18 protein-coding genes are annotated in these 17,748 nt (G+C 74.2%); 10 read left to right on the top strand and 8 right to left on the bottom strand.

Translation table 11 applies throughout. The features are described 5' to 3' along the window. Positions 1-8: 8 nt before the first annotated feature. Positions 9-704 (bottom strand): Pr6Pr family membrane protein, encoded by a 696-nt coding sequence (locus ABRQ22_RS13855; protein WP_353707140.1) that lies wholly within the window; start codon positions 702-704, stop codon positions 9-11. 103 nt (positions 705-807) lie between these two features. On the opposite strand from ABRQ22_RS13855, the gene ABRQ22_RS13850 reads away from it, so the two are divergent. Then, entirely contained in the window at positions 808-2,094 is a 1,287-nt protein-coding gene (locus tag ABRQ22_RS13850) for an amidohydrolase family protein (RefSeq protein WP_353707139.1), read from the top strand. A gap of 133 nt (positions 2,095-2,227) precedes the next feature. Beyond that, on the top strand, positions 2,228-2,650 hold the full coding sequence (locus ABRQ22_RS13845; RefSeq protein ID WP_253051930.1) for a hypothetical protein: 423 nt from the start codon (positions 2,228-2,230) through the stop codon (positions 2,648-2,650). Positions 2,651-2,744: 94 nt separating this feature from the next. Here ABRQ22_RS13845 and ABRQ22_RS13840 read toward each other — a convergent pair whose 3' ends face one another. Then, complete coding sequence (locus tag ABRQ22_RS13840) at positions 2,745-4,388, bottom strand: APC family permease (protein WP_353707138.1); 1,644 nt, start codon at positions 4,386-4,388, stop codon at positions 2,745-2,747. 28 nt (positions 4,389-4,416) lie between these two features. Further along, positions 4,417-5,823 (bottom strand): glutamate decarboxylase, encoded by a 1,407-nt coding sequence (locus ABRQ22_RS13835; RefSeq protein WP_353707137.1) that lies wholly within the window; start codon positions 5,821-5,823, stop codon positions 4,417-4,419. A 176-nt stretch (positions 5,824-5,999) separates the two neighbouring features. On the opposite strand from ABRQ22_RS13835, the gene ABRQ22_RS13830 reads away from it, so the two are divergent. After that, a complete protein-coding gene (locus ABRQ22_RS13830) occupies positions 6,000-6,617 on the top strand; it encodes a TetR/AcrR family transcriptional regulator (protein ID WP_253051928.1) in 618 nt (205 codons plus the stop codon). A gap of 125 nt (positions 6,618-6,742) precedes the next feature. Beyond that, the gene (locus tag ABRQ22_RS13825) at positions 6,743-7,507 is read left to right on the top strand and encodes a glucose 1-dehydrogenase (protein WP_253051926.1); all 765 of its coding nucleotides are present in this window, start codon (positions 6,743-6,745) and stop codon (positions 7,505-7,507) included. 33 nt (positions 7,508-7,540) lie between these two features. Here ABRQ22_RS13825 and ABRQ22_RS13820 read toward each other — a convergent pair whose 3' ends face one another. Continuing rightward, positions 7,541-7,915 carry a TraR/DksA C4-type zinc finger protein gene (locus tag ABRQ22_RS13820; protein ID WP_253051924.1) on the bottom strand — a complete coding sequence of 125 codons (375 nt, stop codon included), beginning with the start codon at positions 7,913-7,915 and terminating at the stop codon, positions 7,541-7,543. Between the two features lie 188 nt (positions 7,916-8,103). On the opposite strand from ABRQ22_RS13820, the gene ABRQ22_RS13815 reads away from it, so the two are divergent. The 3 genes from ABRQ22_RS13815 to ABRQ22_RS13805 all read left to right on the top strand — a co-directional run bounded on the left by ABRQ22_RS13815 (position 8,104) and on the right by ABRQ22_RS13805 (position 10,247). Continuing rightward, positions 8,104-9,033: an NADP-dependent oxidoreductase gene (locus tag ABRQ22_RS13815; RefSeq protein WP_353707136.1), complete on the top strand. Its 930-nt coding sequence runs from the start codon at positions 8,104-8,106 to the stop codon at positions 9,031-9,033. Positions 9,034-9,168: 135 nt separating this feature from the next. Further along, positions 9,169-9,630, top strand: a complete 462-nt coding sequence (locus ABRQ22_RS13810; protein WP_253051920.1) for a hypothetical protein — start codon at positions 9,169-9,171, stop codon at positions 9,628-9,630. Between the two features lie 134 nt (positions 9,631-9,764). Then, on the top strand, positions 9,765-10,247 hold the full coding sequence (locus ABRQ22_RS13805; protein ID WP_253051918.1) for an SRPBCC family protein: 483 nt from the start codon (positions 9,765-9,767) through the stop codon (positions 10,245-10,247). Between the two features lie 13 nt (positions 10,248-10,260). Here the strand turns inward: ABRQ22_RS13805 and ABRQ22_RS13800 are convergent, their stop codons facing one another. Further along, the gene (locus ABRQ22_RS13800; protein ID WP_253051916.1) at positions 10,261-10,863 is read right to left on the bottom strand and encodes a VanZ family protein; all 603 of its coding nucleotides are present in this window, start codon (positions 10,861-10,863) and stop codon (positions 10,261-10,263) included. A gap of 182 nt (positions 10,864-11,045) precedes the next feature. Between ABRQ22_RS13800 and ABRQ22_RS13795 the strand changes: the two genes are divergently transcribed. The 3 genes from ABRQ22_RS13795 to ABRQ22_RS13785 all read left to right on the top strand — a co-directional run bounded on the left by ABRQ22_RS13795 (position 11,046) and on the right by ABRQ22_RS13785 (position 13,525). Then, positions 11,046-12,395, top strand: coding sequence for a sensor histidine kinase (locus ABRQ22_RS13795; RefSeq protein ID WP_253051914.1), 1,350 nt, complete (start codon positions 11,046-11,048; stop codon positions 12,393-12,395). Next, complete coding sequence (locus tag ABRQ22_RS13790; RefSeq protein ID WP_253051912.1) at positions 12,392-13,057, top strand: response regulator transcription factor; 666 nt, start codon at positions 12,392-12,394, stop codon at positions 13,055-13,057. Before ABRQ22_RS13795 ends, ABRQ22_RS13790 begins: the two co-directional genes overlap by 4 nt. A 159-nt stretch (positions 13,058-13,216) precedes the next feature. Further along, positions 13,217-13,525 (top strand): SHOCT domain-containing protein, encoded by a 309-nt coding sequence (locus tag ABRQ22_RS13785; protein WP_253051910.1) that lies wholly within the window; start codon positions 13,217-13,219, stop codon positions 13,523-13,525. 74 nt (positions 13,526-13,599) lie between these two features. Here the strand turns inward: ABRQ22_RS13785 and ABRQ22_RS13780 are convergent, their stop codons facing one another. From ABRQ22_RS13780 to ABRQ22_RS13770, 3 genes are all read right to left on the bottom strand, one after another. Then, complete coding sequence (locus ABRQ22_RS13780; protein ID WP_253052490.1) at positions 13,600-15,087, bottom strand: dicarboxylate/amino acid:cation symporter; 1,488 nt, start codon at positions 15,085-15,087, stop codon at positions 13,600-13,602. A gap of 278 nt (positions 15,088-15,365) precedes the next feature. Then, entirely contained in the window at positions 15,366-15,518 is a 153-nt protein-coding gene (locus ABRQ22_RS13775) for a putative leader peptide (RefSeq protein ID WP_353707135.1), read from the bottom strand. 122 nt (positions 15,519-15,640) lie between these two features. After that, entirely contained in the window at positions 15,641-17,632 is a 1,992-nt protein-coding gene (locus tag ABRQ22_RS13770; protein ID WP_353707134.1) for a penicillin-binding transpeptidase domain-containing protein, read from the bottom strand. Positions 17,633-17,748 lie beyond the last annotated feature (116 nt).

Genomic DNA, 17,748 nt, shown 5'->3' with positions numbered 1-17,748 from the left:
CGGCCACCCTAGCGCGACGCGGGCGCGTCGTCCGGGCTGCCCTCGGCCCCCGCCGTCTCCGGGGACGCCGGGGCGGGCGAGCGGTCCGCGTACCGGCCGATCGCCGGACCGGTGGGCAGCAGCCGGTCGATCCCGACGATGACGAGGCCGAGCACGAGGAAGCCCGCCCCGTAGAGCACGACGTTGACGAGCAGCCCGGTCCACCCGAGCGCGTCGAGGTCGACGAAGCCGTACGGGTACTCGCTGCCGGGGCTGACGAACCCGCGGATCGTCGTGAACGCGAAGTACGCGAGCGGGTACAGGAGCCAGCGCGCGGCGTCGAGGCCGCGCAGGCGCCGGTGGGCGTCGAGCAGGAGGAAGTCGGCGAACACGGCGAGCGGCAGGAGCTCGTGCTCGATCTGGCCGTCGGTCAGCCCGAGGAACACGGCCGGGGCCTCGGGGTCCTCGGGCGCGAGCACGAGGTTCGCGACCAGCCCGGTGATCGCGGCGAAGAGCGTCACGCCCCCCTTGAGCCACCCCGGCGGCTGCCGGCGGCGCAGGAGCGACGCGACGCCCGCCCACGTGAACACGACGGCGATGAGGAAGCCGGTCTGGTTCGTGAAGTAGACGAGGCCCTCGATGTCGCCGTCGCGCCAGATGGCGCGCGTGCCGACGAGGGCGAGGACGACGAGGAACAGCCGGAACAGCCCGACGACGACGTGCATGCGAGCTCCTTCGCGCGCGGTGCGGTGGTGCGCTCAGGAGCCTAGTGCGCCCCGCCCACCCCCGCGCACACCCCCGACGCTTGCCCGGGGCGATGATGGGACCATGACGACCTCATCCACCCCCGCCCCCGGCTCCTCCCGCCCCGTCCCGCGCACCGCGCGCCGCACCGTCGCCGTCGTGCACGGCTACGTCGTGCCCGTCGCCTCGGACCCGATCGAGGACGGGACCGTGCTCATCGAGGACGGCGTCATCACCGCGGTCGGCGCGGACGTCGTCGTGCCCGACGGCGTCCCGACCCTCGACGCGCGCGGCCGCTGGGTGCTGCCCGGCTTCGTCGAGGCGCACGCCCACATGGGCGTCATGGAGGAGGCCGAGGGCTGGGCCGGCAACGACACCAACGAGATGACCGACCCGAACGGCGCCGCCCTGCGCGCGATCGACGCGATCAACGTCGAGGACGAGGGGTTCCGCGACGCGCTGGTCGGCGGCGTGACGAGCGCCGTCGTGAAGCCCGGCTCGGGCAACCCCATCGGCGGGCAGACCGTCGCGATCAAGACGTGGGGCGGCCGCACCGTCGACGAGCAGGTGATCCGCGAGACGGTCTCCGTGAAGTCGGCGCTCGGCGAGAACCCCAAGCGCGTGTACGGCGACCAGAAGAAGACGCCGTCGACGCGGCTCGGCGTCGCGAAGGTCATCCGCGCGGCGTTCGTCGACGCGCAGAACTACGCCGCGAAGCGCGACGCAGCCGAGGCGAAGGGCGAGCCGTTCGACCGCGACCTCGCGAAGGAGGCCCTCGCGCGCGTCCTCGCGGGCGAGCTGTACTGGGACCAGCACACGCACCGCGCCGACGACATCGCGACGGCCCTGCGCCTCGCGGACGAGTTCGGCTACAAGCTCGTGGTGAACCACGGGACCGACGGCGCCGCCGTCGCCGACGTGCTCGCCGAGCGCGACGTGCCGGTGATCTTCGGCCCGCTGTTCACCTCGCGCTCCAAGATCGAGCTGCGCAACCGCGACATCGCGAACCTCGGCGCGCTGGCCCGCGCGGGCGTGCGCGTCGCGATCACGACCGACCACCCCGTCGTGCCGATCAACTTCCTCGTGCACCAGGCGTCGCTCGCGGTCAAGGAGGGCCTCGACCGCGACACCGCGCTGCGCGCGCTCACCGTCAACCCGGCGGCGTTCCTGGGCCTCGACGACCGGGTCGGCGCCCTCGCTCCGGGCCTCGACGGCGACGTCGTCGTGTGGACGGGCGACCCGCTGGACGTGACGTCGCGCGCCGAGCACGTGCTCATCACGGGCACCGAGGCGTACACGTGGGACCCGACGGCGGCCGACGGCCGCGGCGCAGGCCGCGTCGTCGAGCGCGACGAGCGCTTCCGCGCCTGACCCGAGATAGACCCCTGCGGCCCGAGATCGACCTCGCGAAGGCCGATCTCGACCGTACGGGTCGATCTCGCGCCGGACGGTCCGGCACGGGCTTCCCGTGGCGCGACCGGGCACGACGGCGGACCATCGAGACATGCGCACCCGACCCGGTCCCCCGTCCCGTCGGCCCGCCCGGGCACCCCTCGCCGGCCTCGTCGTGCTCGCCGGGCTCCTCGCCGCGTGCTCCGGCCCCGGCCCCGGCGAGAAGGACGTGGAGTACGACTCGCTCGACGCGCTCCACGAGGCCGCGACGACCGCGGGGCTGACGTGCCTGTCGTTCACGCCCGAGGACTCCGGTTCGCCCGACGTCGAGCTCGGCGAGTGCGACGACACCACGCTCCTGGCCGTCTTCGCGGACGACGTCGACGAGGGCGAGTTCCTCGGCCTCCTGCCGGTCGAGCCGCCCGTGGAGGGTCAGGCGGCGCTCGCCGGGCCGAACTGGGTGGTCCTCGGCGACACCGGCGACCTCCTGGAGACCCAGGCGGGGATCGGCGGCGACTTCCTCTCCGACCTCTGACCGGCGGCTCGCCGACCGTCAGACGGCGGCGCGGGACGGACCCGCCGCCCCCGACCGGGGCGTCCCCCGCCCGGACGGTGGGCGGGGGTCTCCGTCACGTGGGCTCCGCCTGCCTTCGGGTGGCATGCGCGCCGGGAGTGGCAGGGGTCTCCGGTGGGTTGACCAGGACGTCGTCGGCGGTCTCTCGCTCGGCGGCGGTCCGGCGGTCCCACGAGTCGCGCCGCAGGGCGTAGAAGAGGAGCGGCGGTCCGCCGAGCACCACGACCACCCCGGCGACGACGAGCGGGTACGCGGTCGCGGAGAGACCGCTGAAGCCCGAGGGCCGCACGAACGCGAGGACGAACGCCGCGGCGCACGCGACGAGACCGACGCCCGCCACGAGCCGCATCGCGGGGGTCCGGTACGTCCGGACCACGTCCGGCTTCGTGCGCCGCAGACGGATCGCCGCCGCGAACATGAGCATGTACATGACCAGGTAGAGCGCCGCCGCCATGTCGACGAGCGCGATGAACGCCGTGTTGCCGTTGCGGACGAGCACGAAGAGCAGCGCGAGCAGCGTCACGATGCCGCCCTGCACGGCGAGGATCCCGACCTGGACGCCCGCCTTGTTGCGTCGCTGCAGCGCGGGCGGGAGGAGCCCGGTCCGTGCGGCCGCGAGGAGGCCGCGCGACGGCCCGGCGATCCAGGTGACGACGGACGCGAACGCGCCGAGCGCGATGAGGAGCGAGATCACCGGGGTGCCCCAGCTCATGCCCCAGTGGTCGAAGAACGCCTTGAAGGCGAGGTTGATGCCGTCGGTCACGCCGAGCGCGGACTTCGGGACGGCTACGGAGATCGCGAGGGTCGGGAGGATGAAGACGCCGAGGATGAGCACGGTCGCGATGGCGATCGACCGCGGGAAGCCGCGCCCGGGGTTGCGCAGGTCGTTCGCGTGCACGGCGTTGACCTCCATCCCGGCGTACGCGAGGACGTTCGAGACGATGAGCACGATCGACGCGATGCCGGTCCACGGCGGCACCACCGCCGACGCCTCGAGCGTCGTCTGGGACCGTTCACCGGTCCCGAGCCAGACCGCGCCGAGGACGATGAGCAGGACGGCGGGCAGGATGGTGCCGAAGATGCCGCTCCAGGAGCCGACCTTCGCGAAGAGGTTGCCGCCGGCGAGGGTGATGAGCGTCGATCCCCAGTACAGGACGAGGATCACGACGGCCGTGTAGAGGCCGTTCCGGGTGAGGTCGGGGTCGCCGACGACGAACGACAGGCTCGCCGCGATGAACGCGATCTGCGTGGGGTACCAGACGACGTTCTGGATCCACTGCAGCCAGATCGCGACGAACCCCGCGCGCTCGCCGAAGGCCTCGCGCACCCAGGTGAAGACGCCGCCCTTCCAGCCGGTCGCGAGCTCGGCCGCGACGAGCGCCGTCGGCACGAGGAAGAGGATGGCGGGGACGACGAAGAGCGTCACCGAGCCGAGCCCGTACGACGCCATCGCGGGGAGCGACCGCAGCGACGCGACCACCACCACCGTGAGCATCGCGAGCTGCACGACCGACATGAACGCGGTCGCCGTGGCGGCGGGCGCCCCGATCGCGGGCCCCGCGTGACCCGGCGGCTTCCGCGCGCCGGGCGTCCCGTACGGGTGCGGGCGGACGTGCGCGGCCGACGGCGCGTGCGTGCCGTCGGCCCGGACGTGCGGTCCCGAGCCCCCGGGCGGATCCTGTGCTGCCCCCTGTGCCATGGTCCGTTCCCTCCTGCTCGCCGGCCCCTCAGTGGTGGAAGCCCGAGCGCTGGCCCTCGGTCGGCATGGGGCTCGTGAGGGCGTCGAGAGTGGCGACCTCCTCGCGCAGGTCCGCGAGGAACGCCGAGGCGAGGTCGTGGCTGAAGCCGTTGCGCACGACGACGCGCTGGACGGTGACGTCGGTGAGGTCGTCCGGCATGGGGTAGGCGGGGACGAGCCAGCCCTTGGTCCGCAGCCGCTCCGAGAGGTGGTACAGGTTCCAGTTCTCGGTGTGGCCCGCTCTGAGGCGCCAGGCGAACACCGGGATGTCCGAGCCGTCGTTCCACAGCTCGAACGCGGGCATCTTCGCGATCTCCCCGGAGAGGTAGAGGGCGACGTCGCGCGACGTCCGCTGCACCGCCTCGTACCCGGTGCGTCCCAGGCGCAGGAACAGGTAGTACTGCAACAGCACCTGCGCACCGGGCCGCGAGAAGTTGAGGGCGAAGGTCGGCATGTCCCCACCGAGGTAGCTCACCCGGAACACGAGGTCCTCGGGCAGGGACTCGGTGTCGCGCCAGACGACCCACCCGAGCCCGGGATACACGAGGCCGTACTTGTGCCCCGACGTGTTGATCGACGCGACCCGGGCGACGCGGAAGTCCCACACGAGCTCGGGCTGGACGAACGGGGCGACCATCGCGCCCGAGGCTCCGTCGACGTGGATCGGCACGTCGAGGCCGGTGGACTCCTGGATCCGGTCGAGAGCCGCCGCGATCTCCGTGACCGGCTCGTACATGCCCGTGTAGGTCACGCCCATGATCGCGACGACCCCGATGGTGTTCTCGTCCACGTACTTCTCGAGGTCGTGGCCGTCGAGGACCTTGTGCTCCTCGGAGATCGGGACGTAGCGCGCCTCGACCTCGAAGTAGTTGCAGAACTTCTCCCAGCAGACCTGGACCGCGCTGGACAGCACGAGGTTGGGCCGGTCCACCGGCTTGCCCGCGGCACGGCGCGCGTGCTGCCAGCGGCGCTTGAGGGCGAGGCCGCCGAGCATGCACGCCTCGGACGAGCCGATCGTCGAGGTGCCGATGGTGTGCTCCGGGTCCGGCGCGTGCCACAGGTCGGCGAGCATGGTCCAGCAGCGCGTCTCCACCGCGGCGGTCTGCGGGTACTCGTCCTTGTCGATCATGTTCTTGTCCGCGGCCTCGAGGTAGAGCCGCGCGGCGCGCTCGTCCATCCACGTCCCGACGAACGTCGCGAGGTTGAGCCGCGCGTTGCCGTCGAGCATGGCCTCGTCGTGCACGATCTGGTACGCGGTCTCCTGGAGCGACTCGTCGTCCGGGAAGCGGAACTTGGGCAGCGTCGTCGCCTCCCCGGGCCTGGCGAAGACCGGGTTGAGCTCGACGACGTCGGGCTCTCCGTGGTGCCTCTCGGCACGGCGCGTGTTGGTGACCATGTCCGTCCGCCCCCTCGGGTGTGGCGGCCGCGGACCTGCGGCCGCTCTCCCGACGGTACGACCGTCGCCTGAGGGTCGCCTCCCGACCGGGCGAGCCTAAGCGACACCTGTTGCCTAAGTCGTTGCCTCGGCGTATCGTCGATGACGACGGACGACGCGATCGGAGGTGGTGGACCGTGGACAAGCGCAGCGCGCGGACCGCCGCCCTCCTGCGGGACGCGATCCTCGAGCTCGCCGCGGAGCGGGACGTCGCCGACCTCACCGTCTCGGCCGTCGCCGCCCGCGCGGGCATCAACCGCGTGACGTTCTACGACCACGCCCCGAGCCCCGCGGACCTCCTCGTCCGCGCGCTGGCCGCCGAGCTCGACACGATCCGCGACCGGTTCTTCGAGGACGTCCGGGTGGCCGAGACGGCGGACGACGTCCCCGCCCGGTCGCGCGACGTCGTCGACCACTGGAGCCACGCGCTCGTCGAGCACGTCGAGGCGCACCTGCCCGTCTACGAGCGGGCGCTCGAGGGCGGGCTCAGCGCCCCGCTGTTCCGGCTGCTCGCGGGCCACGTCACCGAGACGCTCGTGGAGCACCTCGGCGCCCACCCCGGGCTCCTGCCCACGGGCGCCGGCACCGACGCGGAGGTCGCGACGACGGCTCGTGCCTTCGCCACGTACGTCGGCTTCGGCACGGTCGGCGCCCTCGAGGTCTGGCTCGCCACTCCTCCACCCCGCGACCCGGGGTTCTTCCCCCGGGTCGCCCGAGACGCCCTGCCCGCCTGGTGGACCACGCCGTCGACCTGACGAGCCGTCCCCTCCGCCGGTCGACCGTGCCGCCGGCGGGCAGGTGCACACCACACCGCGCGACGACGCCGGACCCGCTCACGAGGCGGGCCGACGCCGTCGCGCCCTCAGAAAGGAGCCCCACCATGGGCAGCACTCCCGGAAGGGTCCAGGACAAGGTCGCGATCATCACCGGCGGCACCGGCGGCATGGGCGTCACGCACGCCCGCGCCCTCGTCGCCGAGGGCGCGAAGGTCGTGATCGCCGACCTCGACGACGAGAAGGGCGAGGCGCTCGCCGCCGAGCTCGGCCCGGACGCGCGCTACGTCCACCTCGACGTCACGAGCGAGGACGACTGGGCCGCGGCCGTCGCCGCGACGATCTCGGCGTTCGCTCGCGTGGACGTGCTCGTCAACAACGCGGGCATCGCGAACGGCGGCCCGATCACCGAGTTCGACACCGCGGCGTGGCGCACGATCATCGACGTCAACCTCACGGGCACGTTCCTCGGGATCCGTGCGGTCTCGCCCGTCATGGCGAAGGCCGGCGCGGGGTCGATCATCAACGTCTCGTCCGTCGAGGGCATGCGCGGCAGCGCCGGGCTGCACGGCTACGTCGCGTCGAAGTTCGGCGTCCGCGGGCTCACCAAGTCGGTCGCGCTCGACCTCGGCCCGTACGGCGTCCGCGTCAACTCGGTGCACCCCGGGTTCATCTCGACGCCCATGACGGCCTCGCTCAACCCCGACGACCTGCTCATCCCCCTCGGCAGGCCGGCCGCGCCCGAGGAGGTCTCCCGGCTGATCCTCTTCCTCGCGAGCGACGAGTCGTCCTACTCCACGGGGTCGGAGTTCGTCGTGGACGGCGGCCTCATCGCGGGCGTGCCCTCGAAGAAGGGCCACGGCCAGCTCTGACCGGTCACGCGGGCCGGTTCAGGCGGTCAGGGTTCAGCGGACCGCGCACGCGACGCAGGTCCTCGCCGTCGGGCGCGCCTCCAGTCGCCCGGCGGCGATCTGCTGCCCGCAGGCCTCGCACACGCCGTAGGAGCCCGCGTCGAGCCGGGCCAGGGCGGCGTCGGCCTCCTCCACCCGCGCCGCCGCGTCGCGCGCGAGCGCGTCCACCTGGGCGCGCTCGAACGCGATGGTCGCGCCGTCCGGGTCGTGCTCGTCGTCCGCGTTCGAGTCGCGCGACGCCTCGACGATCCCTGCGACCTCGGCGCGCAGCGCGCGGAGCCGTGCCGCGGCGTCGGCCCGCACGGCGAGCAGGCGCACGCGCGCGGCGTCGCCCCGGGCGGGCGCTCGGCGGTCTCGTGGTGTCGTCATCTCGTCCCCTCAACGTCGCGGAGGGGGTGAAACCGTCCCGGACGGGGAGTCCTGCCCGTGGTGGGCGCATGACAGCGGCGGTCGACGGGTGGAAGAGTGGAACCGCCCGGCTCCCCCCGGGCCCGCCGCGCGGTCTCGCCCCCGCGGCGCGCGACCGACGTCCGACGGCGAGACCACAGGGGGTCTGCATGAGCACGGTCGTCGTCTTCGAGTCCTTCGGCGGGCCGGAGACGTTGCGGGTCGACGACGAGCACGTCGGCGAGCCCGGGCCCGGCCAGGTACGCGTCGCGAACCGCGTCGTCGGGGTCAACCCCGCGGACCTCAAGCGGCTCGCCGGCGCGTTCGGGGGCCGCGTGCCCGGCGTGCTCGGGTTCGAGGCCGCCGGCGTGGTCGACGCCGTGGGGCCCGACGTGCCCGACCTCGCTCCCGGCGACGAGGTCGTCTGGCACGGGACCGGCGCGCAGCGCGAGCTCTCGCTCGTCCGCGCCGACCACGTGCGCCGCAAGCCCGCGTCCGTCCCCGTCGAGCAGGCGGCCGTGCTGCCCGTCGCGGCCGCGACCGCATTCTCCGCGCTCGTCCAGGCCGACGTCGGCGAGGGCGACGTGGTCCTGGTGCACGGCGCGAGCGGGGGCGTCGGATCGGCGGCGGTGCAGATCGCGACCGCGCTCGGCGCGCGCGTCGTCGGGACGGCGTCGCCCGCGAACCACGACTACCTGCGCGGTCTCGGCGCGGCCCCGGTCGCGTACGGGCCCGGTCTCGTCGACGCGGTGCGGGCGCTGCCGGACGGCTTGGACGCGGTGAGCGTCGTCGTCGACCTCGTCGGCACCGCGGACGCGCTCGCCGCGACCGTCGCGCTGCTGGGCGAGGACCTGGCGCCCGCCACCCCGGACGACCCGCCGAGCGCGGTGACGATCGTCGGGTCCGACGCGTCGCGCGCCGCGGGCGTCGTGGACAAGGTCGACGCGAAGGGCGCGCTCGACGAGGTACTCGCGCTCGCGGAGGACGGGCGGCTCCGGGCGGAGGTCTCGGCACGATTCCCGCTCACGGACGCGGCGGAGGCGCTGCGGCTCGTCGCCGACGGGCACGTCCGCGGCAAGGTCGTCCTCGACGTCCCGTGACCGGGACCTCGGTCCCGGACGGTTGTGACGCTGGGCACAAGGTTGCCCCGGGAACCGCAGGATTCCGCCGTTCCTGAGCGTGCGGCCCGCGAATCTTCTTGCGCCCCGCGTGCGCGAGAGTGTGAAATCGTTAGCATGCGTAAGTTTCTTGCCGCTACCGCGGCGCTCTCCTGTGCCCTCCTGCTGGCGTCCTGCGCCTCGCCGACCGACCCGGCGAGCGACGACACCGCGACCCCCGAGACCACGACCACGACCGAGGCGGCCTCCGAGGTCACGCCGGCCGTCGTGTCCGTGACCACGACGTGCAACATGTTCTACGGCGGCGAGTACTCCGCCGAGCGCCTCGTCACCGAGACGACGCCGCTGCTCGAGACGCCCGAGGACGAGGCCGCCGCCGCCGCGATCTACACCACGCGCGAGCGCCTCATCGCGGTCCAGAACTTCGCAGACCCCGACCTCCAGGAGAACCTCAACGGGATCAAGGCCCCGTTCGAGGCCGCCGTGCAGGAGGCCACGATCGACACGTCGTCGCTCCAGGAGTCTCTCGACGCCTTCCGCGCGCAGTGCACGGAGGCCGGGTACGCGTTCGCGTCCTGACCCTCGCACACCCCCGCGCCGCGGTCCGGGCGGCCCGTCCCTCGCCGGGGCGGGCCGTCCGCGCGTCCGGACCCGGACGCGGCGCGACCTCCGAGCGCGGGGCGTGACGGCGGCGCCCGTGGGAGCATCCGACCATGCCCGTGGTCGAGTCCTCCCTCGTGGTCCCCGTCGACCCCGCGACGGCGTTCGCCGTCTCCCAGACGACCGGTGACGTCCGCCTCCGCTGGGACCCGTTCGTCCGGCGACAGCACTTCCTCGACGGCGCCACGGCGCCCGCGAAGGGCGTGCGCACCTTCACCCGGCACCGCAGCGGACTGTCCATGGTGAGCGAGTACGTCTCCTACAACCCGCCGACGAACGTCGGGATGCGCATGGTCCGCGGGTCCTGGTTCTTCGAGAACCTCGCGGGCGGGTGGCGGTTCGCGCCCGACCCGTCCGGCGGCACGCGCGCCACCTGGCGCTACTCCTTCCGGTGCCGCCCCCGCTGGCTCGCCCCGCTCGCCGAACGCGTCGGCTCGTGGGTGCTCGGGCGCGACATCGACCGGCGCATCGCCGGGTTCGCGCGCGGCTGCGCCGACCCCGTCGTGCTCGCCGCGGTGCGCGAGCCGACCGGCTAGACGGACGGCGGCGCTACAGCCGGAACCGGACGCCCGTCACCCCGAGCCAGGTGAAGAACCCCGCCGCCAGCGCGACCAGCACGACGACGAGGGCGACGAGGACGCGGCGCCGGGCGTGGTCGCCGAACACGCGCAGGCCGAGCCAGGCGAGGCCCATGCCCACGAGCCCGCCGGCCGTGTTGGTGAGGACGTCGGTGACGTCGCTGGCCCCGATGCCGGCGACGTACTGGACGACCTCGAAGACGACGGACACCCCGACGACGAGGAGGAGCATCCTGGCGAAGCGCCGCTGCCGGGCCGCCAGGAGGACGAGCACGCCGAGCGGGACGAACACGAGGACGTTGACGGCCAGCTCTCGGGAGCCGAGGCCGCCGGTGGCCGTGCCGCCCATCGGGACCAGGTTGACCGACCGGCGGCCGACGAGGTCGCCGAGGTCGCCGAGGTCGCCGGTGTGGATCTTGAGCAGCACGACCCACACGAGCACCAGGACGTAGAGCCCGAGGACGACGCGCTCCGCGGTCCGGGCCGGGCGAGCCGGTGCTGGCCCGCCGCCGTCGGCCGCGCGGTCCTCGTCCTCGACGAGCCCGGGGTCCGCGTGCGGATCGTGCGCTGCCATGGGTCGCAGGCTACCGGCGCTCAGAGCGCGAAGCAGGATCGCCCTCACCGGCGGGGCTTCGGGTGTGACACCTCGGACAGGATCGCCGGGGGTGCAGGTTCGCCCGCACGGCACCCCGGGACGACGGCGCCCGGCACCCCGGTCGGACGCGGTCCGGCCGAGCGCGGCGTAGCGTGCGACGCATGGGCCCGCTCGACCGTCGCCGCCCCCGGGCGTTCCTCGCCGTGGTGCTCGCGGTGCTCTCGGTCGCCGGGTCGGTGGGTGCGACGCACGGGCAGCCGGGCGCGCGCCCGCTCGACCTCGCCGCCGTCGCCCTCCTCCTCGTCTCCCCGCTCGCACTCGTGCTCCTCGTGCCGCGTCCGGTCGCCGCGGTCGCGGTGTCGGTCGCGGCCGCCGGGGTCTTCCTCGTCGCCGGGTACGCGTGGGGTCCGGTCCTCGCGGGGCCCGTCGGCGTGCTGGTCGGGGTGCTCCTCAGCGGCCCCGCGGAGCGCGCGCGGCGCGTGGCGTGGGGCGGGGCCGTGCTGCTCGCAGGGGCCGTCGTCGCGGCGGCGGCCCTCCGCCCCGACGCCCCGCCGCGGGCGACGCTCCTCGGCGGGGCGGCGTGGACCGTCGTCGTGCTGCTCGTCGCGGGCGCGATCCGCGACCGGTCGGCCCGGATCGCCGCCGCACGGCAGGCCGAGCAGGTCGCGCGGGTCGAGCGGGAGCGCACGGCCGTCGCGGACGAGCGGCTGCGCATCGCGCGCGAGGTCCACGACGTGCTCGCGCACTCGCTCTCCGCGATCACCGTGCAGGCGGGCGTCGGGCTGCACCTGCTGGACCGCGACCCCGACCAGGCCCGCAGCGCGCTGACGGCGATCCGCACCACCAGCACGGAGGCCCTCGACGAGGTCCGTGCGGTGCTCGGCGTCGTCCGGGGGGAGCCGCTCGCGGAGGCGGCCGCGGCGCACGACCTGGCCGCAGCCGACGCCCCGCTCGCCCCGACGTGGGACCTCGCCGCGCTCCCCCGGCTCGTGCAGCGGGCGGAGGGAGGCGGGATCGCGGTCGCCCTCGCCGTGGATCCCGCTACCGCCGGGCTGCCCGACCGGCTCGCCGGGGTCGTCTACCGCGTGGTGCAGGAGGCCCTGACCAACGTGCGGCGGCACGCGCACGGCGCGACGCACGTCGACGTCCGCGTCGTCGTCGATGCGAGCGACGGGTCCGCGTCCGACCGGAGCGGCACCCGGGCGGACGGGGACAGCACCTCGCGCCGCGTGACGGTGACCGTCACCGACGACGGCGCGGGCGCACCCTCCGACGCCGAGCCGGGCTACGGCCTGCGGGGCATGCGCGAGCGCGTGGAGAGCGTCGGCGGGTCGCTCGCGGCGGGGTCGGTGCCCGGTCCGACACCGGGGCTGGGGTCGGAGCGGGAGGAAGGTACCGCTGGACGCGGCTTCCGGGTGCGGGCAGTCTTTCCCTGGCCGGGCACCACGCCCCGGTCGGGCAGCACCGGGCGGTCCGACGAGGGACCCCCGCGGCACGAGGAGGCACCATGATCGACGTCGTGCTGGCCGACGACCAGGCGCTCGTGCGCGGTGGCTTCCGTGCGCTCATCGACTCCGAGGACGACATGCGCGTCGTCGCCGAGGCCGCGACCGGGGACGACGCCGTCCGGCTCGCGCTGGAGCACCTGCCCGACGTCGTGCTCATGGACATCCGGATGCCCGGACTCGACGGGCTCGAGGCGACCCGGCGGATCGTCGCCGACCGTGCGGCGTCGCACGTGCACGTCGTGGTGGTCACCACGTTCGAGCTCGACGAGTACGTGACGGACGCGATCCGCGGCGGCGCGAGCGGGTTCCTCGTCAAGGACACCGAGCCCGTCGACCTCGTCCGCGCGGTGCGGGTCGCGGCGCGGGGCGACGCCCTGCTCTCGCCCACGGTGACCCGACGCCTGCTCTCCCGCGTCGCGGACGCGACGCGGACCGTCGGGCCGGTCCCCGGTGTCGAGGAGCTCACGCCGCGCGAGCGCGAGGTGCTCGTCGAGGTCGCGGGCGGGCTCTCGAACGACGAGATCGCGGGCACGCTCTACCTGTCGGAGTCGACCGTGAAGACGCACGTGTCGCGCGTCATGGCCAAGGTGGGTGCGCGCGACCGCGCGCAGCTCGTCGTCGCGGCCTACGAGTCCGGGCTCGTCCGGCCCGGCTGGGTGGGCTGACCGCCGGGCGCGAGGGGCCGCCCGGACCGGCACCGCGGGACGAGCGAGGTCGGCACGCACGGGGGACGACGCGGCGTCGGGCACCGGGAAGCCTGGAGGTGCGGCCGGATCACGGCCGCCCCCGCCGCCCGGCGGGGCGCACCGACACCGGAGGTCGTCATGCTCACCGCACTCACCGGGGCCGTGGTCCCCACGGAGGCCGTCGCGTCCGTGGCGCACGCCGGCTGGGGACCCGGACCGTGGTGGTTCGTCTTCCCGCTGCTGTGGTTCCTGCTGTTCGCGTCCGTGATCTTCCTGGTCGCCCGCCGCGCACGCCGCGGCTGGGGCCCGGGCGGCCCGAACGGCTGGCGCGCCACCGGCCCGGACCCCGTCGCGATCCTCGGCGAGCGCTACGCGCGCGGCGAGATCGACGAGCAGGAGTACCGCTCGCGCCTCGCGGTCCTGCGCGAGGGTCGCCCCCAGCCCTGACGCCGAGAACGACATGGGTGCCGTTATCCCGTGGATAACGGCACCCATGTCGTGTTCGACGGCGCGTGGGCGCGTCAGGCGGAGGCGCCTGCCGGCTCCTTGGTGGCCGACGGCGTGGCCTCCTCGGTCTCGGTCGTCGCCGAGGTCTCGGTGGCGGTCGTCTCGGTGGCGGTCGTCTCGGACGCGTCGTCCTCGTCCACGAAGAGGTCCTCCGCGCTGGCGGACTCGTACTTCTCGAGGTCGAGGATGCCCTCGCGCTTGGCGACGATCGTCGGGACGAGCGCCTGGCCCGCGACGTTGACCGCGGTGCGGCCCATGTCGAGGATCGGGTCGATCGCCAGCAGCAGGCCGACGCCCGCGAGCGGCAGGCCGACGGTCGAGAGCGTGAGGGTCAGCATGACGATCGCGCCGGTGAGGCCCGCGGTCGCGGCGGAGCCGACGACGGAGACGAACGCGATGAGCAGGTAGTCGGTGATCGACAGGTCGATGCCGAAGATCTGCGCGACGAAGATCGCCGAGATGGCCGGGTAGATCGAGGCGCAACCGTCCATCTTGGTGGTCGCGGCCAGCGGCACCGCGAACGACGCGTACTCGCTCGGCACGCCGAGGTTGCGCTCGGTGACGCGCTGCGTCACGGGCAGCGTGCCGATCGAGGAGCGCGAGACGAACGCGAGCTGGATCGCGGGCCATGCGCCCCGGAAGTAGCTCGAGATCTTCAGGCCGTTGGTGCGCAGCAGGATCGGGTAGACGACGAACAGCACGACCGCGAGGCCGACGTAGATCGCGACGGCGAACCACGCGAGCGATGCGAGCGACGTCCAGCCGTAGGCCGCGATGGCGTAGCCGATGAGGCCGGCGGTGCCGATCGGCGCAAGGCGGATGATCCACCACAGCACCTTCTGCACGATCGCGAGCGCGGAGCGGTTGAACGCGAGGAACGGGTCCGCCTTCTTGCCCGACTTGAGCGCGGCGATGCCGATCACCAGCGCGACGACGAGGATCTGCAGGACGTTGAAGTTCACCGAGGTCTCAGCGGCACCCGTGAGCGCGCCGTCGTCCCCCGTCGTCAGGCGGGTCGACGCCCCGATGCCCAGGACGTTGCCCGGGATGAGGCCGGTGAGGAAGTCGAGCCACGTGCCGGTGCGCCCCGCCTCGTAGGCGTCGTCGACGGACACCGAGGCGTTCTGGCCCGGGTTGAACAGCAGGCCCAGGCCGATGCCGACGGCCACGGAGATCGCCGCGGTGATGGCGAACCACAGGAGCGTCTGGCCGGCGAGGCGCGCCGCGTTGGTGACGGTGCGCAGGTTCGCGATCGACGCGACGATCGCGGTGAAGATGAGCGGCGGGACGACGGCCTTGAGCAGCGTGACGAACGAGGAGCCGACGGTGTCGAGCGTCGTGGTCAGGCCGTTGGGAACCTCGCCGGCCGCGTCCTGCGGGCCCATGGCGAGGGCGAGGGCACCGAGGCCGACGCCGACCGCGAGGCCCAGCAGGATCTGGACGCTGAACGAGGGGAACCGGCGCTTCTTCGTCGCGGGTGCGGCGGCCGGGGCCTGGCTCACCTGCTGCGAGCCGGCCTTCCAGGAGGCCGGTGAGGGGGTCGAGGACACAGGGGACCTTTCGGGTGTCGCGGGCGCACGAGCGCCCGCTCTCGGGAGAGGGGCTCGGGACGTCGTCGCGGGGCGCCGGCAGCAGCGCGGCCCGGGCAGGGCATCAGGCCGGAGGGCGTGAGGTCCTGACGGTGCGGGGCGCGCCACGCACGTCAGCGGCTCGGGTCGCGAGGCGACCCGGGGTCCTGACGGGTGTGCGGAGGCGGAGAGGCGTCAGCGGCGACGGGGGGTCAGCGACACAGCGCGCTGGCGACTCGACGGAGGTCGACGTCGCGGCGCTGGGTGAGCTGCCAGGCAGGCACGCTGACGAACACGAAGGTTCTCCCGGAACGGTGGGTTCTCGCTGGAAAGCGGGCAGACGGACGCCCGCGGCAACCGATCATACCCGCTGGTGCACAACGACCCGACCGGGGACCCTATTCCCCACCTCCGCGAGATAGCGATCCCCCCCGCCGAGAGAGCGACGCCCGGCACCGTTCCGGGCCGGGCGTCGCTACTCGCGAGGTCAGGCGTTGGGCGCGTCGAGGAACGCGTGCATCAGCGGGCCCGCGGTGACGGCGCCGCCGTCGCCCGTCTCGACGAACACGGCGACCGCGAGGTCCCCCTGGGTCGCGATCATCCAGGCGTGGGACTGGCTGCCGTCGCCGTACTGCGCGGTGCCGGTCTTGGCGCCGGGCTCCCCCGGCAGGTCCTGGAGGATCGACGCCGACCCCTCGGTGACGACCGCGCGCATGAGGTCCCGCAGCGTCGCCGCCTCCTCCTCGGTGAGGGTGCTCGCGGGCTGCTCGTCGGCGACGGTCTGCACGTCCGGGTGGACCAGGACGGGCGCCACCGTGTGCCCGGCGGCGACGCTCGCCGCGACGGTCGCCATCGCCAGCGGGGAGGCCTGGACCTTGCCCTGCCCGATCATCGACGCGGCGTGCTCGGTGCCCTGCGAGTCGGTCGGGACGTCGCCGAAGAACGCGGGCGCGCCCAGGTCGGACTCGACGCCCAGCCCGAGCGACGCGGCGGCGTCGTGCAGCGCCTGCTGCGTCACCGTGTCCCGCTGCCCGATCATCGCGGTGTTGCACGAGTTGGCGAAGGCGGTGCGCAGCGGCACGTCGCCGAGCGCCGCCGTCGGGTAGCCCGGGACGTTCTGGAACTCGCGGCCGTCCACGGAGATCGTGGGCGGGCACGCGACGGTCGTGTCGGGCGTGAGCCCCGCGCGCAGCATCGCGAGCGTCGTCGCGACCTTGAAGGTCGAGCCGGGCGCGTACTGGCCGGTCGTCGCGGTCGAGAGGCCCTCGCCCGCCGTCGAGCTCGCCGCGGCCAGCACGGCTCCGGTGGAGGGCTGGATCGCGACGATCGCGCTCGGCCCTTGCCCCGCCAGCACCGCCTCGGCGGCGACCTGCATGTCCGGCCGGAGGGTCGTGCTGAGGGGGACGCCGTCCACCGGGTCCACCGAGAAGACCTCGGTCACCTCGCCGTCGGCGTCGCCCTCGCCCGGCACGACCTCGATCGACAGGCCCGGGACGCCCCGGAGCTGCTCGTCGTACTGGCGCTGGAGGCCGGAGAGACCGACCTGGTCGCCGGCGGCGATCGCCCCCTCGGACTCCTCGACGATCTCCGCCGTCGCGTCCCCCACGCGCCCGAGGATGGGGCGCGCGAACTCGCGCGTCGGCGCGAGCGGGAGCTCGTCGTCGAGCACGCGGACGCCGTCGACCCCGCGCGCCGCGTCGACGTCGACCCCCGCCGTGTCCTCGGTACGGACCGTGATCGCCTCGACGAACGCCTTCTCCCCCGCCCCGGCGACGCGCTGCGCGTACTCCTCGGGGTCGAGCCCGACGATCGCGGCGAGCTCGCGCGCGGCGCGGTCCCACGCTCCCGAGGCGACGAGGGTCTTGTCGACGCCGATCCGGTAGACCGGCCGGTCCTGGACGATCGGGACGTCGCCCGCGCCGAGGATGCCCGCACGCACGGCGGGCACGCGCTTCACCGCGAGCCGGTCGCCCTGGCCGAGCTCGGGGACGAGCACGTCCGGCTCCCACACGACGTCCCACGCCCCGGGTCCGTCCTCGCCGTCGGCCGCCTCCGCGAACGTCAGCTCCGCCGTCGTCGTGTACTCCCAGGCTTGCTCCCCGGCGACCTCCCAGCGGTAGGCGAGCGTCGCCGTCGCACGGTCGCCCGCGTCGTCGCCCTCCTCCACGACGTCCACCGTCGAGACCTCGACCGTGCGCTCGTACGGCGCGAGCGGCTCGAGCACCGCCTCGAGGTGGGCCTGGACGTCCTTCGCGGCGCCGTTGCGGAACTCCAGACCGCTCACGTCGCCCGCCTGGATCGCCTGCGCGAGCGCGTCCGCCGCGTCCTGCGCCTCCGGCCGGTCGGGCGTGCACGCGGCGAGCGGGAGGGCCAGGACGGGCGCGAGCACCGCGGCGCTCGCCCAGCGCACTGCCCGGTGCCGGACGCGCGGCCGGCCCTGCGTGGTCGTCCGGCCGTGGTCGTGCGCGACGCTGCTCACTCGCTGCTCCCCTGCTCCGTGCCGTTCGGGACGGGAGGGACGCTACCTCACGCCCCGGACGTCCCGGGCGCTCGGGACGAACCGGCCCGGTTCGTCCCCCGGTTCTTCACGCCGGG

The sequence above is a fragment of the Cellulosimicrobium sp. ES-005 genome, assembly GCF_040448685.1.
Lineage (GTDB): Bacteria > Actinomycetota > Actinomycetes > Actinomycetales > Cellulomonadaceae > Cellulosimicrobium > Cellulosimicrobium cellulans_G.
This window is presented reverse-complemented; position numbering and strand designations above follow the sequence as displayed.